The 26,162-nt window shown below is 59.8% G+C and carries 21 protein-coding genes and 2 pseudogenes; 14 read left to right on the top strand and 9 right to left on the bottom strand.

The genetic code is table 11. The features are described 5' to 3' along the window. The first annotated feature begins 32 nt into the window (after positions 1 to 32). Positions 33 to 290, top strand: coding sequence for a DUF2790 domain-containing protein (locus ACW9IB_RS10550; RefSeq protein ID WP_457413545.1), 258 nt, complete (start codon positions 33 to 35; stop codon positions 288 to 290). 89 nt (positions 291 to 379) lie between these two features. On the opposite strand, the gene ACW9IB_RS10545 is transcribed toward ACW9IB_RS10550, so the two are convergent. Next, the gene (locus ACW9IB_RS10545; RefSeq protein WP_457367031.1) at positions 380 to 649 is read right to left on the bottom strand and encodes a DUF1652 domain-containing protein; all 270 of its coding nucleotides are present in this window, start codon (positions 647 to 649) and stop codon (positions 380 to 382) included. Positions 650 to 1,033: 384 nt separating this feature from the next. Here ACW9IB_RS10545 and ACW9IB_RS10540 point away from each other — a divergent pair, with 384 nt between their 5' ends. Continuing rightward, positions 1,034 to 1,234 carry a ParD-like family protein gene (locus ACW9IB_RS10540; RefSeq protein ID WP_003173664.1) on the top strand — a complete coding sequence of 67 codons (201 nt, stop codon included), beginning with the start codon at positions 1,034 to 1,036 and terminating at the stop codon, positions 1,232 to 1,234. Continuing rightward, entirely contained in the window at positions 1,234 to 1,989 is a 756-nt protein-coding gene (map, locus tag ACW9IB_RS10535; RefSeq protein ID WP_457413544.1) for a type I methionyl aminopeptidase, read from the top strand. The genes ACW9IB_RS10540 and map overlap by 1 nt, the downstream gene beginning before the upstream one ends. 691 nt (positions 1,990 to 2,680) lie before the next feature. On the opposite strand, the gene ACW9IB_RS10530 is transcribed toward map, so the two are convergent. Next, positions 2,681 to 4,159 carry a RimK family protein gene (locus ACW9IB_RS10530; RefSeq protein WP_457413543.1) on the bottom strand — a complete coding sequence of 493 codons (1,479 nt, stop codon included), beginning with the start codon at positions 4,157 to 4,159 and terminating at the stop codon, positions 2,681 to 2,683. 202 nt (positions 4,160 to 4,361) lie between these two features. Between ACW9IB_RS10530 and ACW9IB_RS10525 the strand changes: the two are divergent. Beyond that, positions 4,362 to 4,805, top strand: a pseudogene (locus ACW9IB_RS10525) (GNAT family N-acetyltransferase); the annotation flags it as partial. Between the two features lie 41 nt (positions 4,806 to 4,846). Here the strand turns inward: ACW9IB_RS10525 and sfnG are convergent. Further along, positions 4,847 to 5,932 carry a dimethylsulfone monooxygenase SfnG gene (gene sfnG, locus ACW9IB_RS10520; protein WP_457413541.1) on the bottom strand — a complete coding sequence of 362 codons (1,086 nt, stop codon included), beginning with the start codon at positions 5,930 to 5,932 and terminating at the stop codon, positions 4,847 to 4,849. A 254-nt stretch (positions 5,933 to 6,186) separates the two neighbouring features. Between sfnG and ACW9IB_RS10515 the strand changes: the two genes are divergently transcribed. After that, positions 6,187 to 7,428, top strand: a complete 1,242-nt coding sequence (locus ACW9IB_RS10515; RefSeq protein ID WP_457413539.1) for an acyl-CoA dehydrogenase family protein — start codon at positions 6,187 to 6,189, stop codon at positions 7,426 to 7,428. 98 nt (positions 7,429 to 7,526) lie between these two features. On the opposite strand, the gene ACW9IB_RS10510 is transcribed toward ACW9IB_RS10515, so the two are convergent. After that, entirely contained in the window at positions 7,527 to 8,312 is a 786-nt protein-coding gene (locus ACW9IB_RS10510; RefSeq protein WP_457413538.1) for a sulfite exporter TauE/SafE family protein, read from the bottom strand. Between the two features lie 293 nt (positions 8,313 to 8,605). On the opposite strand from ACW9IB_RS10510, the gene ACW9IB_RS10505 reads away from it, so the two are divergent. The 3 genes from ACW9IB_RS10505 (at position 8,606) to ACW9IB_RS10495 (ending at position 10,377) form a co-directional block, all read left to right on the top strand. After that, on the top strand, positions 8,606 to 9,127 hold the full coding sequence (locus ACW9IB_RS10505) for a DUF3455 domain-containing protein (protein ID WP_457413537.1): 522 nt from the start codon (positions 8,606 to 8,608) through the stop codon (positions 9,125 to 9,127). 66 nt (positions 9,128 to 9,193) lie between these two features. Beyond that, positions 9,194 to 9,712, top strand: a complete 519-nt coding sequence (locus tag ACW9IB_RS10500) for a sigma-70 family RNA polymerase sigma factor (protein WP_457367024.1) — start codon at positions 9,194 to 9,196, stop codon at positions 9,710 to 9,712. Further along, entirely contained in the window at positions 9,709 to 10,377 is a 669-nt protein-coding gene (locus ACW9IB_RS10495; protein ID WP_457413536.1) for an anti-sigma factor, read from the top strand. The genes ACW9IB_RS10500 and ACW9IB_RS10495 overlap by 4 nt, the downstream gene beginning before the upstream one ends. Here the strand turns inward: ACW9IB_RS10495 and ACW9IB_RS10490 are convergent, their stop codons facing one another. Beyond that, positions 10,378 to 11,679 carry an ATP-binding protein gene (locus tag ACW9IB_RS10490; protein ID WP_457367022.1) on the bottom strand — a complete coding sequence of 434 codons (1,302 nt, stop codon included), beginning with the start codon at positions 11,677 to 11,679 and terminating at the stop codon, positions 10,378 to 10,380. Positions 11,680 to 11,682: 3 nt separating this feature from the next. Then, complete coding sequence (locus tag ACW9IB_RS10485; RefSeq protein ID WP_457367021.1) at positions 11,683 to 12,384, bottom strand: response regulator; 702 nt, start codon at positions 12,382 to 12,384, stop codon at positions 11,683 to 11,685. 164 nt (positions 12,385 to 12,548) lie between these two features. Between ACW9IB_RS10485 and ACW9IB_RS10480 the strand changes: the two genes are divergently transcribed. The 6 genes and pseudogenes from ACW9IB_RS10480 (at position 12,549) to ACW9IB_RS10455 (ending at position 20,032) form a co-directional block, all read left to right on the top strand. Beyond that, complete coding sequence (locus ACW9IB_RS10480; RefSeq protein ID WP_457413535.1) at positions 12,549 to 13,706, top strand: efflux RND transporter periplasmic adaptor subunit; 1,158 nt, start codon at positions 12,549 to 12,551, stop codon at positions 13,704 to 13,706. 12 nt (positions 13,707 to 13,718) lie between these two features. Beyond that, positions 13,719 to 16,822, top strand: a pseudogene (locus tag ACW9IB_RS10475) (multidrug efflux RND transporter permease subunit). Positions 16,823 to 17,187: 365 nt separating this feature from the next. Next, positions 17,188 to 17,829 (top strand): DUF1345 domain-containing protein, encoded by a 642-nt coding sequence (locus ACW9IB_RS10470; RefSeq protein ID WP_457367018.1) that lies wholly within the window; start codon positions 17,188 to 17,190, stop codon positions 17,827 to 17,829. 75 nt (positions 17,830 to 17,904) lie between these two features. Further along, entirely contained in the window at positions 17,905 to 18,744 is an 840-nt protein-coding gene (locus ACW9IB_RS10465; RefSeq protein WP_457413533.1) for an AraC family ligand binding domain-containing protein, read from the top strand. A 53-nt stretch (positions 18,745 to 18,797) separates the two neighbouring features. Then, a complete protein-coding gene (locus tag ACW9IB_RS10460; protein ID WP_457413554.1) occupies positions 18,798 to 19,388 on the top strand; it encodes a LysE family translocator in 591 nt (196 codons plus the stop codon). A gap of 185 nt (positions 19,389 to 19,573) precedes the next feature. After that, positions 19,574 to 20,032: a hypothetical protein gene (locus ACW9IB_RS10455; RefSeq protein WP_457413530.1), complete on the top strand. Its 459-nt coding sequence runs from the start codon at positions 19,574 to 19,576 to the stop codon at positions 20,030 to 20,032. Positions 20,033 to 20,099: 67 nt separating this feature from the next. On the opposite strand, the gene ACW9IB_RS10450 is transcribed toward ACW9IB_RS10455, so the two are convergent. From ACW9IB_RS10450 to ACW9IB_RS10440, 3 genes are all read right to left on the bottom strand, one after another. Then, positions 20,100 to 22,367 carry an autotransporter outer membrane beta-barrel domain-containing protein gene (locus tag ACW9IB_RS10450; protein ID WP_457367014.1) on the bottom strand — a complete coding sequence of 756 codons (2,268 nt, stop codon included), beginning with the start codon at positions 22,365 to 22,367 and terminating at the stop codon, positions 20,100 to 20,102. Positions 22,368 to 22,634: 267 nt separating this feature from the next. Continuing rightward, positions 22,635 to 24,644 (bottom strand): hypothetical protein, encoded by a 2,010-nt coding sequence (locus ACW9IB_RS10445; protein ID WP_457413529.1) that lies wholly within the window; start codon positions 24,642 to 24,644, stop codon positions 22,635 to 22,637. Positions 24,645 to 24,844: 200 nt separating this feature from the next. After that, complete coding sequence (locus ACW9IB_RS10440) at positions 24,845 to 26,074, bottom strand: hypothetical protein (protein WP_457413528.1); 1,230 nt, start codon at positions 26,072 to 26,074, stop codon at positions 24,845 to 24,847. Between the last annotated feature and the right edge of the window lie 88 nt (positions 26,075 to 26,162).

Here is a 26,162-nt window from a genome sequence, read left to right as displayed (position 1 = left end):
TCGATGAGGCGGATCACTGATGGAGAAACCCCATGAAACTGCGCAACCTCTTCCTGCTTGGCGGCATTCTGACAATCACTGCTCTGGCGACAACCGCACAGGCTGAATCAAAGCCCGTGCCGTATCGCTATGGCATGCCCCTGGATATTCGCAAAGTCATTGCCATGAACGAACCGGACACTCCCGAGTGCAAGGTCATCACGGCGGACATCAAGTTTCTGGACAAGGCCGGTGAAGTCCGACATGTGAGTTATCAGAAATTGTCCGACGCCTGCATGCTTCAGAACTGAGTGCGGGGCGCGAACGAATGGCAAAACGATGATGGAGCCGTATTGGGCCTGGCGTTTCTCCAGGCCCTCCGGTTTTTTGCACAGCCTGCCTAGTAGTAGCCTCGCCCTCCCACGCGTTGCAGGATCGGCGCTTGGGTATGTTTGAGGTCTTCGCGCAACCCGGTGATCAGGTTGCAAATGGCTCGACTGCTGTCGAGTTTTTCGGCATTGATGCCTTTGACTTCCAGATCCACTCGGTCACGGTCGCGGTCGTCATAGACCTTGATCGTCAGCGAAGCATCTTCGGCTTTGGTGCACTCGCACCGTTTAGGCAGGAAACTTCCTTCAATAATGCTGCGAAGTTCTAATTCCGAAAGCATGGCCAACCTCTCCTTTTTTGAGACCGCCAATCGATTTTATGAACCGCCGGACCGCTCGCAGGCGCCTTGCCTGCCACGTCTTGCCAGCCTTGGAAGACACTTACAACACCCAAGCCTACTCGGCAAAATCCTACAGCGTTGTAACCTTTCCTCATAACCAGTGCGGTTTTTCAGCTAACTCGCTGCGTTTTTACATTCAGAAACCAAACCTTCGTCGAACTCCAGGGATTAAACGTTTAATCCAAGCGTTCCTGACAGACCATCTGCTGGGTCATCCCTCAGCCGGCAACATGTCGCAAACTTTCAACCCGTTGATGAACGGGGGTTTACTCGAGATATACGAAACATATACGCTTTGTATATCCACCTGACACAGTGAACCCTATGGGCATCGTCAAGATCACCGACCAACTGCACGAACAACTGCGCCTGGCCAGCGCGGCCATGGACCGCTCCATCAACGCCCAGGCCGAGTTCTGGATCAAGATCGGCCTGCTCGCCGAACTCAACCCCAGCCTGCCTTACAACGAGTTGATCAACAAACTGTTGCTGGACAAACCAGATCTGATCCGAGGGCGCAGTTGATGATCAAGACCGCCCCGCAACTGGCCGTGATGCGTGAATCCGGGCGCCTGCTGGCGCAAGTGTTCAGCATGCTCGACGGTTTTGTCGCCGCCGGCCGCTCCACCCTGGAGCTGGATGCCGCTGTCGAAACCTTCATCCGCAACGACCTCAAGGCCCGCCCCGCCAGCCTGGGTCAGTACGACTACCCCTTCTGCATCAACACCTCGATCAACGAGGTGGTGTGCCACGGCATGCCCAGCGCCAGGGACGTGCTCAAGGACGGCGACATCATCAATATCGACATCACCCTGGAAAAAGGTGGCTTCATCGCCGATTCCAGCAAGATGTACATGATCGGCAACGTCTCGCCCAAGGCACGGCGCCTGGTGGAACAGACGTTCGAAGCGATGTGGGCCGGCATCCGCCAGGTCAAGCCTGGCGCGCGCCTGGGCGATATCGGCCACGCGATCCAAAGCCACGCACAGGCCAATGGCTACAGCGTGGTGCGCGAATACTGTGGTCATGGCATTGGTCGGCAGATGCACGAAGAACCGCAGATCCTGCATTTCGGCCGCCCCGGCACCGGGCTGGAACTGCGCGAAGGCATGGTGTTCACCGTGGAGCCGATGCTCAACCAGGGCAGTGCCAAAGTGCGCAACCTCAAGGATGGCTGGACAGTGGTCACCCGTGACAACAGCCTGTCGGCGCAATGGGAACATACCGTGGCGGTGACGGCGGACGGTTTTGAGGTCTTGACCCTGCAACCGTCCAGCTGAGCGACATACACCCTGGGGGAGCAACTGTCTTGGCAGATTCCCTGTTAGCCCTGCCACCGTCATCGCAGCGGTGCGGCGATCCGACAAGCCAGCTTCCCTATTATTGGCGAGAAAGCGCCCGGCGCGATGGCCCTGCTGACAGCATTTTTCCAGCCACTGCCTATCCCCTGTGGGAGCTGGCTTGCCTGCGATAGCCGTACATCAGCCAACAACGTTGGCGACTGACACTCCGCCATCGCGGGCAAGCCCGGCTCCCACAGTTGGCCTCTATTACCTGTCAGATTGCATTCCAGATTCAGTCGAGGAATCTTGCCAGTCGGTCCGCTTCCGAGCCGAGCACAAACCCAATGTGGGAGCGGGCTTGCTCGCGAAAGCGGAATATCAGTCACTGCTGTTTTGACGGGCCCATCGCCTTCGCGAGCAAGCCCGCTCCCACACTGGATCTCTATCGCTGGTGAGAATGCACCCGGCGCGATGGCCCTGCTGACAGCATTTCTCTAGCCTCTGCCTATCCCTGTGGGAGCTGGCTTGCCCGCGATACGGTACACGCGGTGTTTCAGGAGCACCGCAGTGATGCCATCGCAGGCAAGCCAGCTCCCACAGGGGATCAGTGGTTACACAACATTGGCGCCGCCCGCTATTCGTTTCAGCCCCAATACCCTCAGCCCGAAAACGCTGGATCATCGCCGGCTCACCAGACCTGGCCCTGACGCTTGAGCTCCAGGCGCCTGACGAACTCCTCCAGCACCAGGCCATAGAGGTCGTCCTGCAAGTAGGCGTCTTCGATACCGGCGTCCAGGTTGGGGTTGTCGTTGACTTCGATCACCACCACTTTTTCGCCGGATTGCTTGAGGTCGACGCCATAAAGACCGTCGCCGATCAGGTTGGCGGTCTTCACCGCCAGTTCCACCACTGCCCGGGGCGCTTCATGGACAGCCAGGGTTCGGCATTCGCCGTTGATGTCCTGGCCGATAGCCTTGTGGTTGTAAATCTGCCAATGGCCCTTGGACATGAAGTACTGACAGGCAAAGATCGGCTTGCGGTTGAGCACGCCGATGCGCCAGTCGTACTCGGTGTAGAAAAATTCCTGCGCAAGCAACAGCACCGAATGCTCGAACAGCTCGGCGGTGGCCCTGAGCAGCGCGGCCTGGCTCTCGACCTTGATCACGCCACGGGAGAAACAACCGTCGGGGATCTTCAGCACCAACGGGAACCCCAGGCGCTCGCCGACCCGCTCGAAGTCTTCCGGTCGTTCCTTGTAGAGAATTTCGGTGGCGGGCATGCCCAGTTGATGGCTATTCAGCAGATCCGTGAGGTAAACCTTGTTGGTGCAGCGCAGAATCGACGTCGGGTCGTCCATCACCACCAGGCCTTCGCTTTCGGCTTTTTTGGCGAAACGGTAAGTGTGGTTGTCGACGCTGGTGGTCTCGCGGATCAGCAGGGCATCGTATTCGGCCAGGCGGGAATAGTCCTTGCGTTCGATCAACTCCACGTCGATGCCCAACCCTTTGCCTACCCGGATGAAATTGTCCAGGGCGCGGGCGTTGGACGGTGGCAACTGTTCCTGGGGGTCGTGGAGGATCGCCAGGTCATAACGGGCCAACCGGCGTGAACGGGGCTGGCGCCAGATCTTGCGGCTGAAGTTGTCAAGGGCGTGGGCGAACTGATCTTCCTGATCATCGCGCAACTTGTGCAAGACCCCGGACTTGACCCCTTCGATATGCCAGCCGTTATTGCGTTTGAACTCAACTAATAGAATCGGGCAGGGAAATACTTCAAATAACTGACGGGCCAGCTCCTGCAACGGTTCTATTGTGGTTTTTCCAAAATAAAGGGTCAGGGTAAACCCTTCGGTATTGCTGTAAAGATGATGACTCAAGGCTTTATCCAGGGTTTTATCCAAGTCATCCAGCGCCAGACCGTACAGTGATTTCCGGGTCAATTCACTGATGGTGCGCACCGACGGGATTACCTTGTGGCCACGGGCTTCAGCCAGCAGCGAACAATAGTAGCCATGCCCCAGGTACTTGTAGCTGCGGCACAGATTGATCACCTGGACGCGTTTGCCCGCTTCGTTTTCCCGAGACTGCTCCAGGTATTCCTGGGCCGTGACAATGTCTTCGCTGGGGAAGTAAGAAGCCCAATCTTCCTTGCGCTCGACAATAATCATGACCTGACTTGCGCCTTTGGAAGCAGCCGAAAAATAACCCTGGGAAGTGATTGTCGTTGCGACGGTTTGCCCGGATACTTCACGCCAATGACCTTGTACCGCCGACATAGTATTTGATCCGCTCTAGAGAACTCGACCTTTTCTATTAAGCACGATCTTTTAGAGAAGTCCCGTTTCGTTACGCAACTTTTACGGCGGTCATATGGCTCTTTTCTTTCGTGTTGCAACCCCCGGCGATATACCTGAATTAATAGCACTGGAACAACACTGTTTTATCAGCGACCGACTGTCATCGCGCAGTTTTCGGTGGATGGTCAGCCGCGCCCATGGGCGGCTGCTGGTGGCGGAAAGTGACGGACGCTTGCTCGGTTACGCCCTGGTGTTGTTCCGCCGCGGCGCTCTGCTGGCGCGGCTGTATTCCATCGCCATCGCCGAGCCTGCGCGCGGCCTGGGCCTCGGCAAACAGCTGCTGGCCCGGATCGAGGCGTGTGCCGTTGAACAGGGTTGCACCGGCCTGCGCCTGGAAGTGCGCACCGACAACCCCAGTGCACTGGCCCTGTATGAACGCAACGGCTACCGGCGCTTTGCCCTGATCGACGACTATTACGAAGACCACACCCCGGCGCTACGCCTGGAGAAGCGCCTGGAGCGCTGAGCCGTTGTAGTGGCAGGGGTCCCAGAAGTGCATCAAGCCACCTGCCTGGTACCGGCCTTGGCCTCCAGTTCGCGCACCAGCGGCAACACGCGCTTGCCGAAGTATTCGACCTCTTCCTGAAAGTGCAGGAAGCCCGCCAGCACCAGGTCCACCCCCACGGCCTTGAGCGCGACGATGCGTTCGGCGATCTGCTGCGGGGTGCCGATCAAATTGGTCTTGAAGCCGTCGTTGTACTGCACCAGGTCCTCGAAGCTCGACTTGGCCCAATTGCCCTCGCCCTCCGGCGAAGCCCGGCCCGCTTGCCTGGCGGCGTCACCAAAGGCGTTCACCGCGTCGGGGTCGGCCTTGTCGATGATTTCTGCCAGCACTGCGCGGGCTTCTTCCTCGGTGTCGCGGGCGATGATGAACGCGTTCACGCCGACCTTGACCGAATGCTGATTGGCGGCCGCCTTGGCACGAATATCGTCGACCTGTGCCTTGATGCCCTCAGGCGTGTTGCCGTTGGTGAAGTACCAATCCGATACCCGCGCCGCCATGTCCCGCGCCGCGCGCGAACTGCCACCCTGGAACACTTCCGGCTGGCCGATGGGCTTGGGCTTGAGGGTGTAGTGGTCGAAGCGGTAGAAGTCGCCCTTGAAGGTGAACGCGTCCTGGCTCCAGATGCCTTTCAAGGCCCGGATGAACTCTTCGGAACGGCGATAACGCTCGTCGTGCTCCAACCAGTGTTCGCCGATGGCCTGGAATTCGCCCTTGAACCAGCCACTGACAATGTTCACCGCAATGCGGCCATTGGTCAGCTGGTCGATGGTCGCCAATTGCTTGGCCGCCAGCGCCGGCTGCCAGGGGCCGGGCAGGATCGCGGCGATGACCTTGAGTTTGCTGGTCGCAGCCAACAGCGCATGGCTGAACGCCACCGACTCATGCTGATTTTCCGCACCGTAGCCGGCGGTGAAGCGGATCTGGGTGAGGCCGTATTCAAAGCCGGCCTCTTCAGCCAATTGCGCCAGTTTGCGGTTGTAATCGATACCCCAGTGGGTGCGTTGTTCGATCTTGCTCACCACCAGACCACCGCTGACGTTGGGCACCCAATAGGCAAATTTCACAGCTTGCTGACTCATCGCACGGTACCTCGCACAAGGGGATGTACCCAGGCTTGAGCAGCAAGCGTGCCAGCGCGGGGAAACGTCCATGCCAGGGGCATTCGGGATGATTGCGGGGTACCGACGCCCCTGTCGCAGAGCGTGCCGGTTTGTCGATCAGCTGTTGCCAGGGCAACAGTGGGCGACCGTCACGTCCCGTAAATACGCATGCCGGAGCCCGGCACGGACTGTGCAATCCCCTTTGCATCGATCACTGCCCAGGAACCTTGCCCATGACCGAGCAACACGTCATCAACCCGCTGTCCACCGGCGTCGACTACCCCACGCTGGCGGCGCGCTTTCGACCCATCTTCCAGCGCATCGCCGAGGGTGCCGTGGCGCGCGAGCAAACGCGCACCCTGCCCCACGAACCGATCCAATGGCTGAAAGAGGCCGGGTTCGGCGCCGTGCGTGTGCCAGTGGAATACGGCGGTGGCGGCGCCTCGCTGCCGCAGTTGTTTGAGCTGCTGATCGAGTTGGCCGAGGCCGACTCGAATGTGCCTCAGGCGTTGCGCGGGCATTTCGCGTTTGCCGAAGACCGCTTGAATGCGCCGCCCGGCGCTGGCCGCGACCTGTGGTTCAAGCGTTTCGTCGACGGCGATATCGTCGGCTGCGCCTGGACCGAAATCGGCAACGTCGCCATTGGCGATGTGGTCACCCACGTCAGCCCCGATGGCGACCGCTGGACGCTCAATGGCGAAAAGTTCTACAGCACCGGCAGCCTGTTTTCCGACTGGATCGATGTGTACGCCCAGCGCAGTGACACGGGCGCCGATGTGATCGCCGCCACCCGTACGCAGCAGCCGGGCGTGGTGCAGAGCGATGACTGGGACGGCTTTGGCCAGCGCACCACGGGCAGCGGCACCACACGCTTCAGCGATGCAGTGGTGGAGGCGGAGAACGTGATCGACTTCGCCACGCGGTTCAAATACCAGACGGCGTTCTATCAATTGGTGCTACTGGCCAGCCTCGCGGGCATCGGCCGCGCCGCACTGCGTGATGTGGCCCATCAGGTGCGCAGTCGCACACGCATCTACAGTCATGGCAATGCGCCCCATGTCAGCCAGGACGCGCAGGTTCAGCAGGTGGTGGGTGAAGTGGCTGCACTGGTTTACGCCGCCGAGGCCAGCGCGTTGAAAGCGGCAGTGCCGGCGCAGCGGGCGTATGTGGCACGGTTCGGCGGGGATGCGGCGCTGGAGCGCGAAGCCAATGTGGCTGCGGAGATTGAATCGGCGACGGCGCAGGTGGTGGTGTCGGAATTGATCCAGCGAGCGACCAGCGAATTGTTCAATGCGCTGGGGGCTTCGGATGTGCGTCAGGGTAAAGCGCTGGATCGGCATTGGCGCAATGCGCGGACGGTGTCTTCACATAACCCGGTGATTTACAAGGCGCGGATTGTGGGGGATTGGGTGGTGAATGGGACTGAGCCGCCGTTTGTCTGGCAGATTGGGAATGGGCCGAGGGTCACGTCGTGAAGGAGATAGACGCCTCGGTGAATCAGGCACACCCCGTTGAAAGCATCGCAGGCAAGCCAGCTCCCACAGTTGCCCCGCATCGACGGCTATCCCCTCAATCAAAATGCCAACTTGTACCCAATACTCATCAACATCACCGCCAGACAAGGTCGCAGCACGCCATCCGGCACTTTGCCCGTCATATGGCTCCCGAGGTAAATGCCGGGCAACGACCCCATCAACAGGAAACCCAGCAACTGCCAATCCATATTGCCCATGCTGGCATGCCCCAACCCCGCCACCAGCGTCAAAGGCACGGCATGGGCGATCTCGGTCCCCACCAACCGGCGGGTCGCAAGAAACGGATACAGGATAAACAGCGCCACCGTACCCAGAGCCCCCGCACCAATGGACGTCAGGGCCACCATGGTGCCCAGGATCGCCCCGGTCATCACGGTGAGCGCGTTGAGATTACGCGGGCTCATGCTGTAGTCGTCGCCGGCATGGCGCTGGGCAAACGCCAACAGCCGGTTCTTGAACAGAATTGCCAGGGCCGTCAGCAGCAACACCACACCGAGGGCCTGCTTGATCACCGCGTTCATGGCACTGGGGTCGGTGTGCAGGCTGGCCAGGAACCACAATGTCAACAGCACCGCCGGCACACTGCCCAGGGTCAGCCAGCCGGTGATCGACCAGTCGATGTTCTTGTTCTTGCTGTGCACCAGCACCCCACCGGACTTGGTGATGGCGGCGTACAACAGGTCGGTGCCCACGGCGGTGGCCGGGTTGATGCCAAACCACAACAGGATCGGCGTCATCAGCGAGCCCCCGCCCACACCGGTCATGCCCACGATAAAACCCACGATCAGGCCCGCAATTACGAAACCACCATTACCCACATCCATTACAGCTACCCGCGGCCTTATAAATTTCTGGCCGCAGGATAGCGATTTTTCTTATAACGACTTATATCAATATGATCTGACTTTATGCCTTTCAGTCCAGGCGGCGGAAAACATAGGCCCGGGTCCTTGTTGAGCAGACGCCTGAACTCCCGTCATTGCCAATCTCTCCTCGGGTAACGCGGGAACCCCAGTGCACACTCGCGAGTTTATTTTTCGATGGCTGCATCCAGTCCGGCGGCTCAGGGGTAGTCCTGTCAGCAACCCTGCTGTTCGACTGAAATGGAGAAGCACCCATGAACGCTAAAGCATTGTTCTGCCTGACCGCCCTGCTCGCCGCAGCGCCCGCCGCCTTCGCCCAGACCGGCTTGCCCGACAGCATCAAGGTGCCGGACGGTCACAAGGTGGCGCTGGAAACCACCGGCGTCGGCGAAATCACCTACGAGTGCCGGGACAAGGCCAACGCCGCCGGCCAGGCCGAGTGGACTTTCGTCGGCCCCAAGGCCGTGCTGAATGACCGCAGTGGCAAGCAGGTGGGGACTTACTTCGGTCCGCCCGCCACCTGGCAGGCCGAGGACGGTTCGAAAATCACCGGCACCCAGTTGGCAGTGGCGCCGTCGGGAGCGGGCAACCTGCCGTATCAGTTGGTCAAGGCCAACCCGGCTGAAGGCAAGGGCGCCATGAGCGGCGTGAGTTACATCCAGCGTGTGGCGCTCAAGGGCGGTGTGGCACCGAGCAGTGAATGCACGGTGGCCAATAAAGGCAAACAGGAAGTGGTGAAGTACCAGGCCGATTACATCTTCTGGGCGGCCAACTGAGCAAAGTCGACTACGCTGCCCCCACAGTTGATCAAAGCGCGGTTCGCCGCCTGGGGGTAGCACGACGTGTTTGAGTTCGACTACGAAGCTTGTCTGCTGGCCTGTGCACAGGGTGATCAGCGCGCCTTGCGCAGGCTCTATGAACAAGAGAGCAGCCACTTGCTCGGCGTGGCGTTGCGCATTGCACGGAACAAGGCCCTGGCCGAAGACATCGTGCATGACGCATTCATCAAAATCTGGCGCGGTGCCGGCAGTTTCGACCCCGCGCGCGGCTCGGCCCGTGGCTGGGTATTCAGCGTGACCCGGCACCTGGCGCTGAACGGGGTGCGCAACCATTACCGGGAAGTCCCGCTGGGCGAAGAGCACGAGCAAAGCACCACCGATACCTTCGAATTCAGTGCACGTACCGGGCAGATTCACACCTGCCTGGCGCAGCTCGACCCGGTCCGTCGCACCTGTATCCTGCATGCCTATGTCGACGGTTATTCCCACAGCGAAATCGCCCGGAAACTCGACACCCCGCTGGGGACCGTCAAAGCCTGGATCAAACGTAGCCTCGCCGCGCTGCGGGAGTGCATGGCATGAACAGCCCGTTGGATGAACTCGCCAGTGAATATGTGTTGGGCACCCTGCCCGCCGAACAGCGCGCCGAGGTGGAACGACGCCTCACCCACGACGCCGAATTACGCGCGGCGGTGGATGCCTGGGAGCAGCGCCTGCTGCCCCTGACCGCGTTGGCCGAGCCAGTGCCTCCCTCCGCCGAGCTGTGGCGCCGCATTGAGCGTGCCATCGGCCAGGCCCCCGCTCGTTGGTGGGACCTGATTGTCGTGTGGCGCGGACTGGCTGCTGCCGGACTGGTGGCCACCCTCACTTTGGCCACACTGCTGATGATCCGCCCGCCCGCCGCTGAGCCGTCCTTTGTAGTGGTGCTGATGGCACCGCAAAGCCAGGCACCGGGCTGGGTGATCCAGGCCAGCGATGACCAGCGAATTCAGTTGATTCCGTTGAGCGTGATGGAAGTGCCTGCCGACAAGGCCCTGGAGTTCTGGACCAAGGCGGATGGCTGGCAGGGGCCGGTGTCCCTGGGGCTGGTCAAGCCGGGGCAGACGCTGTCGCTGCCGCTGGACAAACTGCCGCCGCTTACCCACGACCAGTTGTTCGAGATGACCCTGGAAGACGCACGCGGCTCACCGACCGGCAAGCCCACGGGGCCGATCCAGGCGATCGGCCGCGCGGTCAAGGTGCTTTGATCAGCTGACGCTGGGCAACCACACCCGAAAGCGCGCGCCACCCAAGGGCGACGCCAGGGCCGTCAACGTACCGCCCTGGGCTTCCAGGGCGCGTCGGCTGATGGCCAGGCCCAGGCCGAAGCCGCCCGTGGCGCGGTCGCGGCTGCGGTCGAGACGGTAGAACGGTTCGAAAATGCGTTCGCGCTGGTCCGGCGGAATGCCGATACCGTCGTCATCCACCCAGATTTCACAGCCCCTGGGACACACCTTCACGCCCACCTGGATGCGTTTTTCGCAGTAGCGCGTGGCATTGCGCAGCAGGTTCTGCAGGGCACGGGCCGTCAGGCGCGGGTCGAGGCTGAAACGCTCTACCGCGCAGTCGAGGACCACGTCGATGACGATCTCGGGGTTCTCCAGTTCGTCATCGACACTGCCCAACACGCTGTCGATAAATTCATCGAGCATCACCTCGACCCGTTCCGGCAGTTGCGCGGGGTTTTGCAAGCGGCTGTAGGACAGCAATTCCAGCACCAACTCGTCCAGCTCGCGAATATGCGCCACCAGGCTTTGCAGGCGCTCGCGGCTGGCGGGAGGCTGGTCTTCGGACAACGCCAGGGCCAGGCCGAAGTCCAGGCGCGTCAGCGGCGTGCGCAGTTCGTGGGACACCGCATTGAGCAAGTCGCGCTGCTGGTTGAGCAGGCGCTCGATGTCGTCGGCCATGGTGTCGAACACCGACGCCAGGCTACCGATGCTGGAACTGGCCGGAATGCGTGTGCGCTCGGTCAGGTTGCCCTGGCCCAAGTGCGCGGCGGTGCTCTTCAGGCGCTCCAGGTCCCGCCAGTGCGGCCGCAGCCACGCCAACAGGCAGGCCAGCAGCGCGGCACCGATCAAGACATTCATCGACCAGTACAACAGGTTCATGTCCAGCGGATCGGGCGGAATGGTCAGCTTGACCACGAACTGCTGGTTGATCGGCGAACTGACTTCCTCCATCCAGCCCCAGTCGCCCAGGCGAATCACCGGTTTGCCCTGCTCCAGCAGTTGCTCTTCTTCCGGGGTGTAGCTGGCATCCTGACGCAACAGCAACTGCACTTTCAGCGGCGCAAAGTCGCGGCCCAACTGCTCGGTCACCTGGGACCAGCGCTCCACCGGCGCACGCAGGTATTGTTTGACGATGAGCTTTTGCGTCCCGCGGGACTGCTCGACGTTGTAGTCGAGGTAGCGATGTTGGAAGACCTGGATCACCAGCTTGGGGATCAGGAAGATCGCCGCACTGTAAGTCACGATGGTGATGAGGTAGAGCCGCAGCAGCACACGAAACATGGATCAGCATTCCCACTCGGAGCGGCTGAACAGATAGCCCTTGCCCCACACCGTCTTGATCTTGCGCGCTTCGCCGGCATGGTCGTCGAACTTGCGGCGCAGCTTGGAGATGGCCACGTCCACCGAGCGGTCGGTACCGTTGAACTCGATACCGCGCAGGCGTTGCAGGATCTGGTCGCGACTGAGCACTTCACCGGCATGCCGCGCGAGCACCACCAGCAGGTTGTATTCGCCGCTGGACAACTCCACCGGCTGGCCGCGCCAGGTCACCGTGCGCTCCGACAGGTCGATGCACAGGTTGCCCATCAGGATCTGGTCATTGGCCACCTGCGGTTCGGACAGGCTGCTGCGGCGCAGCAGCGTTCGCACACGAGCCAGCAGCACACGGGGCTCGCAGGGTTTGGTCACGTAGTCATCGGCGCCCATCTCCAGGCCCAGCACCTGGTCATGGCTGTCGTCGCGGGCGGTGAGCATCAGGATCGGCAGGCCCGCCGAGTCGGCGCGCAACAGACGGCACACCTGCAAGCCGTCGAGGCCGGGCAACATCAGGTCGAGGATCACCAGGTCCGGCGGGTCGAGCCGCGCACGTTCGCGCACATGGTCGCCCCGGCTGAGCACGCTGACTTGATAGCCATTGCGCTCCAGGTAGCTGGCAATCAGCTCGGAGAGTGCGGCGTCGTCTTCCACCAGGAGGATGTTGGGCATACAGATGTTTCCAAAAAATACGATTTTGCAGGATTGTGCAAGGATATACGCCCGCAGCCGGCTGTGGGCCTTGCCTTACATTTCTTCACAGACGCTGTACACAGCTTCACAGCACCCCGATAACCACGACCTTAGGATGCACCGGTCACTATCGGGATAAGAGCATGTCGAAGAATCTGTTTGCGCCGTTTTGCCTGCTGGCCTTCACGCTGGCCTTGACGGGCTGTGGCCGTTCCGACGCCGAGGCGCCGCAAATGCCCCTGGCCAAGGTGCGCATCGAAACCCTGCAAGCCAAGCCGCTGTCCATCAGCAGCGAACTGAGCGGGCGCATCGCCGCGCCGCGCATCGCCGAAGTACGTGCACGGGTGGCGGGCGTGGTGATGCAGCGGGTGTTCAAGGAAGGCCACGATGTGAAACAGGGCGACGTACTGTTTCGCATCGACCCGGCGCCGTTCAAGGCCGACCTGGACAGTGCCCGGGCGAATTTGAGCAAGGCCGAGGCCAACGCGTTCCAGGCACGCCTGCAAGAGCAACGTTACAGCCAGTTGGTGGAAGACAACGCGATCAGTGGCCAGGACTACGACAACGCCCGCGCCGCCGTGCGCCAGACCAACGCCGAGGTCGCCGCCAGCCAGGCCGCCGTCGAACGCGCCCGGCTGAACCTGGGCTACGCCACCGTGACCGCACCGATTTCCGGGCGCATCGGCCGGGCGCTGGTGACCGAAGGTGCACTGGTGGGCCAGAACGAAGCCACGCCCCTGGCGATCATCCAGCAACTGGACCCGATCCACGCCGACCTCACCCAGTCCACTCGCGAATTGAATGACCTGCGGCGCGCCTTCCGCGCCGGCAGCCTGAAACAGGTGGGTCAGGACCAGGCCAAGGCCACATTGATCCAGGACGACGGCAGCCTGTACCCGTTACCGGGCAAATTGCTGTTCGCCGAGATCAGCGTCGATCCGGGCACCGGGCAGATCATCCTGCGCAGCGAGTTCCCCAACCCGGACCTCGACTTGCTGCCCGGCAGTTTCGTGCGGGTACGCCTGGAACAGGCGGTCGACAAGCAGGGCCTCAGCGTGCCGCAACGCGCCATCACCCGCGACAGCGCCGGTGTGCCCATGGTGCTGTTGCTGGACGCCACGCAGACCGTGAGCCAGCAACCGGTGGAACTGGGCGCGGTGATCGACGACCGCTGGGTGGTCAGCAGCGGCCTCAAGGCCGGCGACCGCATCGTCGTCGAGGGTTTGCAGCACGCGCGCCCCGGCGACAAGGTCGAGGTGGATGACAGCCCCGCCCCGCTTGCCCAGGCCACCGGCCATTAAGGATCATTGACCATGCCGCAGTTCTTTATCGACCGCCCGATCTTTGCCTGGGTGGTGGCCCTGTTCATTCTGCTGGCCGGGGTGCTGGCCATCCCGCAATTGCCGGTGGCCCAGTACCCCAACGTGGCGCCGCCGAAAGTGGAAATCTACGCGGTGTACCCGGGCGCGTCGGCCCAGACCCTGGATGAAAGTGTGGTCAGCCTGATCGAGCAGGAGCTCAACGGTGCCGATCATTTGTTGTATTTCGAATCCCAGAGCAGCCTGGGTTCGGCCACCATCACCGCCACGTTCCAGCCGGGCACCAACCCGGAAATGGCCCAGGTGGATGTGCAGAACCGTCTCAAGGCGGTGGAGCCACGCCTGCCACAGGCGGTGACCCAGCAAGGCTTGCAGGTGGAGAAGGTGTCCGCCGGTTTCCTGTTGCTGGTGACGCTGACCTCCAACGACGGCAAGCTTGATGACGTAGCGCTCAGCGATTACCTGGCGCGCAACGTGATGAACGAACTCAAGCGCGTGGAAGGCGTGGGCAAGGCGCAACTCTATGGCGCCGAACGCGCGATGCGCATCTGGATCGACCCGCAGAAGCTGATCGGCTTCAACCTGACCCCGGCGGATGTGAACGCCGCGATCAGCGCGCAGAACGCCCAGGTATCGGCAGGCAGCATCGGTGATCTGCCGGGTACCCACACCCAGGAAATCACCGCCGCGATCCTGGTCAAGGGCCAGTTGTCGACCCCGGCGGAATTTGCCGAGATCGTACTCAAGGCCAACCCGGACGGCTCCACCGTGCGCATCGGCGATGTGGCGCGGGTAGAAGTCGGCAGTCAGGAATACCAATTCTCCACGCGCTTGAACGGCAAGCCGTCCACGGCGGTCAGCGTGCAGCTGTCGCCCGGGGCCAACGCGTTGAACACCGCAACGCTGGTGCGCGCGAAGATGGACGAGCTGTCGCGCTACTTCCCGGCCAACGTGGAATACAAGATTCCGTACGACACCTCGCCGTTCGTCAAAGTCTCGATCACCAAGGTGGTCTACACCCTGCTGGAAGCGATGGCGCTGGTGTTTGCGGTGATGTTCCTGTTCCTGCAGAACGTGCGCTATACGCTGATCCCGACACTGGTGGTGCCGATTGCACTGATGGGCACCTTCGCCACCATGCTGTTGCTGGGCTTCTCGATCAACGTGCTGACCATGTTTGGCATGGTGTTGGCGATCGGCATCCTGGTGGACGATGCGATCGTGGTGGTGGAAACGTCGAGCGGATCATGGCCACCGAGGGGCTGTCGCCCAAGGACGCGACCAAGAAAGCCATGGGCCAGATCACCGGGGCGATCATCGGCATTACCCTGGTGCTGGTGGCGGTGTTTCTGCCGATGGCGTTCATGGCCGGCTCGGTGGGGGTGATCTATCAGCAGTTCTCGTTGTCGATGGCGACGTCGATCCTGTTCTCGGCGTTTCTCGCCCTGACCTTGACCCCGGCCCTGTGCGCCACCCTGCTCAAGCCGATAGCCCCAGGCGAACACCACGCCAAGGGCGGCTTCTTCGGTGCGTTCAACCGGCGCTTCGAACAACTGACCGACCGCTATGAAGGCTGGGTGGCCTACGCCCTCAAGCGCAGTGGCCGTTACTTGCTGATCTATCTGGTATTGCTGGTGGGCCTGGGCTGGATGTTCAGCCGCCTGCCCTCCTCGTTCCTGCCGGTGGAAGACCAGGGTTACACCATCACCGATATCCAGCTACCGCCGGGCGCCAGCAAGAACCGCACGACGCAGGTGGCCGAGCAGATCGAGGCGCATAACGCCAGTGAGCCTGGAGTGGGCGATACCACCATGATCATGGGCTTCAGCTTTTCCGGCTCGGGGCAGAACGCGGCGCTGGCGTTTACCACGCTCAAGGATTGGTCACAGCGCAGCAGCCAGGATTCCGCCTCGGCGATTGCCGACCGCGCCAACGCAGCCTTCAGCGAACTCAAGGATGCGATTGCCTATGCGGTGCTGCCCCCGCCAGTGGACGGCCTGGGCACCTCCAGCGGTTTCGAGTTCCGCTTGCAGGACCGTGGCGGCGTTGGCCATGCGGCATTGATGGCGGCCCGTACCGAATTGCTGGCGGCTGCCGAAAAAAGCCCGATCCTGGCCAACGTGCGTGAAAGCGCCCTGGCCGACGCCCCGCAAGTGCAGCTGGAAGTGGACCGCAAGCAGGCCAATGCACTCGGCGTGTCCTTTGCCGATGTGGGCAATGTACTGTCGTCGGCCATCGGTTCGAGCTACATCAACGACTTCCCCAACCAGGGCCGTATGCAGCGGGTGGTGGTGCAGGCCGAAGGCGACCAGCGCAGCCAGGTGGCCGACCTGATGAAGATCCACGTACGCAACAATGCCGGGAAGATGGTGCCCTTATCGTCCTTCGTCGAAGCCCGCTGGACCCAGGGCCCGACGCAATTGACCCGCTACAACGGCTACCCCGCCATTGCGATCTCCGGCGAAGCGGCGCCGGGGCACAGCACCGGCGAAGCGATGGCGGAGATCCAGCGCCTGGTCAACCAGTTGCCGGCAGGGCTGGGTCAGGAGTGGACGGGCCTGTCATTGCAGGAACGCCTGTCGGGCAGCCAGGCGCCGTTGCTCCTGGGCTTGTCGTTGCTGATCGTGTTCCTGTGCCTGGCGGCCTTGTATGAAAGCTGGTCGATTCCCACATCGGTGCTGCTGGTGGTGCCGCTGGGAGTTCTCGGTGCGGTCATCGCGGTGGCATTGCGCGGCATGCCCAACGATGTGTTCTTCAAGGTGGGCTTGATCACCATCATTGGCCTGTCGGCGAAGAACGCGATTCTGATCATCGAATTCGCCAAGGATCTCTATGACCAGGGCGAAGACCTGCTCGACGCCACATTGAAAGCCGCGCGCTTGCGCCTGCGGCCGATCATCATGACGTCGCTCGCCTTCATCCTCGGCGTAGTGCCCCTGGCAATCGCCACCGGCGCCAGCTCGGCGAGCCAGCAGGCGATTGGTACCGGGGTGATCGGAGGGATGATCACGGCGACCCTGGCGGTGGTGTTCGTACCGGTGTTCTTTGTGGTGGTGATGAAACTGGTGAAGAAACGCCCCCGCCAGCCTCATTCTTGAAGAGGACACGGTCAACAATGTGGGAGCGGGCTTGCCCGCGAATGCGTAGTGTCAGGCGATACCTATGTCACTGGCCCTCCGTCTTCGCAGCGATGCGGCGACCCGACAAGCCAGCTTCCAAAGGGGATCTCCGTTGTTGAGGAGAAAGTGCCCGGCGCGATGGACCTGCTGACGGTGTTTTTCCAGCCGCTGCAAGCCCCCTGTGGGAGTTGTCGAGCCCCGGCGAGGCTACGAAGGCGGTGGGTCAGGTGGCATCTGTGCCAGTAGTGCCGCCGTCTTCGTAGGCGAGCCAGCTCCCACAGAGGTTATGGGTCGTGTTCGGGATCAGGTACAGTCTGCTGACACATAGTCAGTTGTGAGCCGCCATGTCCTTCCTCGCCCGCACCCATCCTCGCCTCTCCGCCGCTGCCGTACTGGGCATTGCCGTGGGCTTGCTGGCGCCGGCCGACACCGTCATCAGCAAAATTCTCATCGGCTGGAACGCCGGCGTCTGGACCTACCTGCTGTTGATGCTGTGGCTGACCATTCGCGCCAAGGCGCCGGACGTCAAGCGCATCGCCGAGGTAGAGGACGAAAACGCCGGGCTGGTGCTGTTCATGGTGTGCATCGCCGCAATTGCGAGCCTGGCCACCATCACCTTCGAACTGGTGGGCAGCAAGGACCTGGCAACCTCCGAACGCCTGTTGCATTACGGCTTTACCGGGTTGACGGTGATCGGCTCGTGGCTGTTGATCGGGGTGATCTTCAGCGTGCATTACGCCCGCCTCTATTACACCTGGGACGGCAAGGAACCCGCCCTGCGGTTTGCCGAGGGCCTGACGACCCCCAACTACTGGGACTTCCTGTACTTTTCCTTCACCATCGGCGTGGCCGTGCAGACCTCCGATGTGGGCGTCGCCACCCGGGATATGCGCAAGGTGGTGCTGGGGCAATCGTTGATCGGCTTTCTGTTCAACACGGCGATTTTGGGTTTCTCGATCAACATCGCCGCCGGGCTGTTCGGCTGACGCTGCACAAACCTTCTAGACGCCTGACGAATGCCCGGCGCCCAATAGCCTCACGTATTCCCGACCCGGTGATTTATGGCCGCGCACAATTGGATCGACCTGTCCCAGGACGCCGACACCGGCATCGAGACCCTGCGCGCGCATTTCGAGGGTCACGCCTACGACCCGCACTGGCACGACAGCTATCTCATCGGCGTCACCGAGCAAGGCGTGCAGCAGTTCAATTGCCGTCGCATCCGCCACCACAGCGTACCCGGCCAGGTGTTTCTGGTAGAACCCGGCGAACTGCACGACGGCGACGCGCCCACTGTCGACGGTTTTACCTACCATATGCTCTACCTCGACCCGCAGTGGTTGTCGCGGGAAGTGAGTGCGGTGTTCGAGAAGGCACCGGCGAACAGCCTGCTGAGTGTTGTCAGCACGTTGATCAATGATCCACGCCTGGCACACGCCACCAGCCATGCCTTCCAGACCCTGCACAGCGGTGAACTGCGCATCGTGCGTCAACGTGCCATGGACCAGTTGTTGGAACAGCTCACCGGGCAACTCCATTGGCGCTCTCGCTACCGCGACGACCCGCGTCTGCCGCTGGTAGCCCATACGGCTCGAGAATACCTGCATGCGCACCTGCACCAGGACGTGGGCATGGATGACTTGGCGCTGGCTTGCGGTGTCGATCGCTTCCGCCTGACCCGTGCATTCAAGAGCGCATTTGGCCTGCCGCCCCATGCTTATCTGGTGCAATTGCGCCTGGCCCGCGCCCGGCACCTGCTGGCCAAGGGGGAGCAACCCGTCGACGTGGCGATTGCCTTGGGTTTTGCCGACCAGAGCCACCTGGGCCGCTGGTTTGTGCGTGCCTATGGCCTCACGCCCGCTGCGTACCGCAAGCGCTGCTCAAATCTTCCAGACAGGTGACACGCCCGCTTGTGAAAATCGACGCCCTCGATGATCTTGCGGAGTCTCCTGCGATGCTGGCGTTTATCTTGTTCGCCTTTGTTGCTTCAATTACCCCCGGCCCCACCAATATCCTGGTGTTGAGTCACAGCGCACGTTACGGCTTCAAGGCGGCGTTGCCGATCATACTGGGGGCTTGCGCGGGTGCAGCAGGGATCGTGCTGTTGGTGGGCAGCGGCGTCGGCCAATCCCTGGTGCAGGCGCCCCGGGTACACGCTGCGATGCAATGGCTCGGCGTGGCCTGGTTAAGCTACCTGGCGTGGCAGATATTCAGCGCACCCGCGCAGGCCATTGATGTACCGTCCGCGCAAAAGCGACTGGGTCTGAGAAGTGGCGCCAGCCTGCAGTTGATCAACCCCAAGACCTGGATGATGGCCTTGGCGGTGGTCAGTGTGTTTGCGAGTAACGGAGCGGGTCGCCAGGAGCAGGTGTTAACGTTGTCGCTGGTATTTTTTTTGACTGCCTTGCCCTGTCTCATGACCTGGGCAGTACTGGGCGCGAGTTCGAGTAGGGCGTTGCGCTCGACAACGGCCATGCAATGTTTCAACCGTTGCATGGGTTTGCTCCTGCTGGGTTCAACTTGGCTGAGCGCACTCCTCTCATAATAAAAAAGACCGCGTTATCAACTTACTACGTCAACCTGCGCAAAAAGGAGCAACAGGCACGGATTGCCATGGTGTGTACCTGTTAGATCTAACAGTTTACAGGGCCGGCACGCTGTTATCTGATGCTCGTACAGAGCCCTCGATGACTCTGGAACGCCTACATCATCGGCCAAGGAGAAGTCATCATGCCCGCAACTGCCCAAGCACTAACGTCAGCCCAACAAGCGAAAATACTGCCTAAAAAACGCTCGGCAATCGGTAAGTATGAAGTCATCATCAATTCACAGCCTGAAATCTTTCAAACAAAAACCCTGGTGCATGATGCCCAATACGCCATCTATAAGCTAAAAGGACGGCAGGCGGACAACACGACAATCATCAAGGAAATACTCATTCAGTTACCCAACACCACTCGCCCCGCCAGCATAGATCTGGCCAAGCAGGATGAGCATGGTGCGCAGGTTTGGTTCTCGGCCAAATCACCCGACGGGCATTACACCTTGAAGTGCATTTCAGGGACATTGATCATTTCAACGATATCCGGTGGTCCCCTTGCGATGAAAGGTTCACTGGCTGCGCTTACTGAGAAGACGACCTTCGGGCAAGAATTTTTCGTCCAGGTTTCCTTTGACCTAACGACCTGATGATGTCACTGCACAAGCAAACAAACGCCCGTCTCTTTCGAGACGGGCGTCATAAACGGGTAAGCGCTTACCAGGTGTAACGAACACCAACGTTGGCGCCCCACGGCTGTTCTACTTTACCGCCGCTGCTGTGTTCGAGGTCCGCATGCAGTTGCAGGTTTTTCGAGAGTTTCACCGCGACACCCGCTCCGAATTCAGCGCGAGAGCCGGAAAGGTCGTTGTTGAACACATTGTTGTTCACCTCAACCTTATTGTTATTGGCAAACTCATGCACCATCGCTGCACGTAAGTAAGGCTGCAGTACACTGCCGCTGTCGAGCTGGATATCACGCCCTACTGTCGCACCTGCCTTGGCCATGATCGAACGCGTACGCTCACCGTTGGCTTTGAGACCGTTATCCAGGTTGTAATTAGCCCCCTGGATCACTACCGTAGACATCTGGGCGTAAGGTTCTACGAAGAAACCATCGTCCAATTTGATGTTGCGACCCACTTCAGCGGACAGCCCACCCCCCGTGTTGCTGTAGGAGCCTTTGGTAGTGGTGCGGTCGCTCAAGCCCACCTTGGACTCGTTGTTGAATCGGTTGACCTTCGCCACCGCATCAAAGTAGAAACCACTCTCTTCGTCCATCCAGGTGGCATAAGCACCCACGTAGTAACTCTTCACGTTGCCGGAAGTACCACGGTTGAGGTCCAGATCCGAGGTACTGTGACCGGCCATCACACCTACCAGCCACTGGCTGTCGGTTAGCGGCATATCGGCACCCAGCGTGAAGCCTTGCTGATTCTGTTTGTAGCCCACGCCTGTGCCCTCGGCGACTGTGTATTTATTGCCGTAAGCACGTACCCACATGCCAGCCTGACCAGGCTCGAAACGCAACTCACCCATACGCGTACGCAAAGACGTTGCTTCGCCATACCAAACGGTCGGAGCCGTGTTGAACAGTGCCAGGACCGAACGGGTGCCCGGGCTGATCACGCGATTGTTAGGGTCGAGGAACCAGTCGGTACCTTCCTTCTTCAAACCGTACGAATAGGCCCCTACGTCCACCACATCACCGACCAGGGAAAAGTTCGCGTCACCGCCGCCGGTATGCACCACGCGGATTTCTTCCGGGTTGACCGGCTCAGCACCACTGGCCGCGAGCAACAGGCTGTGATCGCCCGTGGCGTTCCCGGTGATGTTCAGGAAGTCGGTGGTGCCATTGGCAAAATCGGTCCCCATTACGAAGGTACCGTTGCCATCGAGGCTATCCAGATCCAACTGGTAAAACGCATCGGTATCACCGAATTTAACCGTACCACCTGCCAGGCTGAGAGCGCCTACCTGGCTGTCGCCGGTCATCTCCCAATAGGAGGCGTCGCCCACGCTGAGCGTAGAGACATTCTGCAACTGCCCCGTCAGGCTGGCGTTATTTTGCAGGCTCAGATGCGCAGTGCTGCCGGCCTCGACTATCACATTTCCCGTCAAGTGGCTGTTGTTTACGTTCATGGTGGCCGTTGCGCCGCCATCCACTTCCAAAATCGTGCCATTGCCGCCGGTCAAGGTGGACCCATTGCGCACCTCAATCTCGACAGTCGGCATATCCCACGGACTACCGCTGACCAGAATGGCCGAACCGCTGCGCCCTTCGACATGGGAATTATCCAGCACCAAATGGCCGACATCGTCGCCGTTGGGTTGGTTGCCCACCACAACACCGTTCTTGCCACCGATCACAGTGCTTTGACTGGCAGTTACCGTCGCCGCACCGTCCAGCCAGATACCAAAACTGTCAGCGCCGGTGCCTTCCACCAACGTGTTTTGATTGAGGTGCAACTCACTGTTGCCAAAAACCAATGCGCCGCCGAGCGCGCCCTTGATCGTGCTATTGAATACGTTTGCAACGCCCCCCTTGAGGGAGTCGTAGCTCTGAAATGCCTGCAGACCGAAATTCGAATGGCTGATCAGGTTACTGTTGGTAATCGTCGCATTACTATCATCCAGGCGCACTGCGCCCCACAACGTATTGTTCGACTCAACGTGCGCGCCATTCAGGTCGACGGTGGAGCCCTGGGTGGCGCGAATGTCGTCCACTCGGCTGCCAGCATTTACGATCAGCGCCGAATCATTGACCACAATACGATCTGCAGTAGCGCCATTGAGCGTTAATACAGATTTGTCATCCAATTGCCAATCATTGACAACTTCGCTGCTATCAATGGTTTTTTCTTCGCCGATTAAATGGCCTGCCTGTGCAGTCGTTTGAACCGATACAAACATAAAAAACGAAAGTGTTGGAACTTTCATCATCTTGCTCAAGGGTTTGAGCTCGAAGTTAGCTAACATAGACATGGTGTTCACTCTTTGGGTAGAGCCTCTGAAAACGGTTTGGCTCGTTCTCTCGGAATGGAGCCTTGCCGGTGCGACGCAGAGGTTACGCAGCGAACATACCCAACACTGTAGGAATAATCTGAGTAACAAAATTGAACGTACTGAAGTGATAAAAGCACTGACCCCATCAGGTGAAACACGCAGGAACAGCCAATCCAGACAATGAACAACTGGCAGATGCACAACAGGGAAGCCAATGCTTCCCTGTTGTTTTTCATTTGAGTAACGTTAAGGGAACGCAATACCGTCGCAATACGAGTCAGCCTCCGAAAAAATCGTATACACCTCTGCCATAGCCCCGTGACCGGTCGCCCCACTCGAAAGTACTGTCGTATAAGTCATCTCGATCGGCCCATAAACTGCCTGCGCCAGGAATGGGCGGTAAGGCACCCGGACAACCCGGTCGGTGGTCAAGTCAGCGGTGTTGACTGTAATGGGGACAGCCAGCGTGAATGGGCCTGTCGGAAGCGCCGGGTGCTGGTTAGTCAAGGTAAGGTTTATCGTCAATGTATTACCCGCCACCAACCTTGTGTCGGCAGGAATCACGACCTCGACATAATGGGTCGTGGCCGGCGATGGGTCGGCTCTCAACGATGCACACGTCCAAAGACCAAAGGCGAGGTTACCGAACTCAGCAGCATCGAGTTCTTCCGTCACTGCGTCGATCACGTCCACAAGGGTGTCAAGGGACAGGTTCTCATTGGTCGTGCCGGGGCCGGTAACAATGTAACGCACCGGTATGTCCAGGCCATTGCCGTGATTGACTACCAGGCTCCAAGGCACCGTGAAGGTGAAATCCCCGGTTATCGTGCCACCCAGGTTGAACGGTCCGACTCGCTCGCGGCTGGCGCCCCACTCCACCCAGATATCGTTCATGCCGTGGGGCAGCGCAGCGACGGTCCAGAGTGGAATGGTGATGGTGACCGGTTGATTCGCATGGGCGATTCGCAGCGTGTTCAATTCGGTGGATCCTGCACCGAATACCTGCAGCAGATTCAAATTGGGGTTTGGGTCACCTGGCTCAAGAGTGCCTGGCAGTGTTGCCCCTTCCACCGAAAAATCAATTCGCCGGGTGATCGGGGGAATAGGGATAAACAGGCCATTGCGTTCAATGCGACCGTCAAACGTGACTGGCATCGGGCCCAGTGTCGCCGTGTAGGCGGCCTTTAGCGCAGCGTTCAGACCGTAACCAGTATTATCGAAGGTCACCGGGAACGTAATGAGCGCGGGAGATTGCGCGAGATAGGGTTGTGCTGCCACGCGCATTTCGTACAGGTCCAACCCTGGAACAGCATTGGGGTGATCAATGACTAAAGCTGTAATTCCCGCGACATAGTCATCTATATCGAGCAAATCATCCGTACTACCGCCATCGGGTGCATCAGCCAAGGGGAAGAACAAGGGAAAAGGCACCGGATCGGGCAACAGGAGCACCGTGCGAGAGTCTGCAATAGAGGGCCGACTGAGGTTACCGGCAAAGTCTTCAATGACGTAAATAAGGTAATACAGCCCACCGAGGACAATCGTCGAAGAAGGTATCAAAAAAGTGGCACCTGCCGCGGTCATGGGCACCCCGGCACCGCTGACCAGGCTAGCGGGAGTCGGGAACATATCCGGACCAAAGTAAATATGGACACGATCGCCGTCTTCGAATCGGCCGCTCACAGGGCCGTAGGAATTCGCAGGGATACCTACCTCCACGCCGTCATGAGTTGCCAGAAAAGCACTGTCAATTACCGTTCCCACAGGAACGTTGTCGAAGGTGGGAACGTCCGGTTGCTCCCTCGTCAGCGCTACGGCGTAAGGGGCAATGACATCCACATTCAGTGGGCAAGGGAAGGATTCCTCGCCGGTTGGACCTGGCACGCCTCCCGCATTTCGGTACTGAACCGTCCTGAGTTCGTAGCGGTTGTGAGCAAACTCCGGCGCGGGTGCAGGCACAAACTTGTCAATCGTTGTGATCGGGGGATTCGGCGGAGCGGGTGTGCTACCTGGTTCAATCTGGAAGGGAGGCAGGAGAACAGTCCAGGGCCCTGTGCCACCCGAGGTTGTACGCCACTCGATACTGATCCAGTCATTTCTTAGCGTAACAGCTCCGACACGGCACTCCACGGTGATGCCAACACTCGCATTCGAATGATGAATCAGGCCGTCCGCGGTCCTGATTGTCTCAGCAATGGTGGGCGCATTAACAATCAGCGGCGCTTTGGGGCTAGTGACGATTGGATTGCTGCTCATTTTTTGCTCTCCTATGCATTTTAAGTAGGCGTCGCCTAAACACTCCAAAGTCCCCAAGGGCCGACATCATTGTTTCAACCCGATGAACAACTGACCGATATCCAAACTGCGGCAACACTGCTCCAACTGCCAGTGATTCAGATCCTGGTCGAAGGCTTTAAGAACGCTGCGGCCACGCTCCTGCGGTGATAGCGGCCGGATCAAGGCTCCGGTGCATCGCCATCAATCCAGCAATACAGCGTGGGTGGATCCGTTGTAATTACCACCCGATCAAATCTCGTGTATCTGAACGCAGATATCCCCACCACGATCTCTCCCCTGGACACCACGAAGCAGGCCCTGCCCCCCGCAGTGTCTTTCAGTGGTCGAATCACACGTTCGACGTCGAGGATGTCGAACGTGTAGCCCCCCGCGTCGGCCACTGCATCCCAAAAATGCGTGAGGGTCAGCGCGGTATCGGAAATTGGGTTTTGATCTGGCGCGCGGGCATACCCCTGAAACCGCATCGTGAGCAAATCCCCGTGCGCGAAAGCAGGATCCGCATCAATAAGAACCTGGACCCTGGTCCACATCGGCGGCTGGCTGGTGCACGTTATGTAATACGCGTGATGCGTTTCTGCCTGCGGAAAACGTGGGCGGGCAAATAGGATGGGGGGCCCCGTCAGCTGAAGCGTCGCCTGTGCTACTTGAGAGAATTGCGGGTTGAGATTGCCCGCATAGTCCTGCAAGCGATAGAAACAAAAAATCAGCAGGGCACCCGGGAAACTGCGAAATACATCCGCAGGAACAAGCACACTGATCGGCCCGGTTGCATTCGCAATTGGAGGAGAAATCAGGGTTGGAGCACCTGTTGGCAGCGTGTCCATATCTGAAAAATAAAGCAGGACTCGGTCATTTGCTGCCCGCCCTGAGTAGGCCTCTGGAATTTGCATCGGCACAAAAGGGTTACTGATCAAATAGGCGTCGGTAATGGGATCAGCGGGATAAATGGCGGGGGCAAGCAGACCGACTCCGGGGAATTCCCGGTCGATCGTAAACGTTATGCTCTCAGACGGTTCAAACGTCGGGTTGGACGGGTCCAGGTTGTGGACGCGAAAGCTTAATTCAACCACTGCACTGCTCAACAAGTAACTGGCAGGGATGGTTGCGTAAAGTGGAAACGGTGTGGTGTCTAGCACCTCAATGGTTGATTCCGGGACATCAATGGGGTTCGCACCGACCACATGCCAGACAAATACAACGTATTGACGCATTCCAGGCGGTCTGATGGGCCATGGTATTTCAATTTCTACTTCCAAGTCAGTGTCGTTATACAACGCAGGAAGCACATTGCCCGGCAGTAGGCGAATCACGTCTGGCGCATCCAGAACCAACACCCCGCCTGAAGGGGGTCCACCAACATTTGCCTGGCCTGAGCTTGAAGCTTTCATCCCAACCTCCTGTCCATTCACATCGTGCTTGCAGCAACAAAGTGAGGGTGTTTGAGGTTGATTGAATACCTGAAGCACGCTTGCGGAT

The sequence above is a fragment of the Pseudomonas sp. SDO524_S393 genome (assembly GCF_054071875.1).
This window is presented reverse-complemented; position numbering and strand designations above follow the sequence as displayed.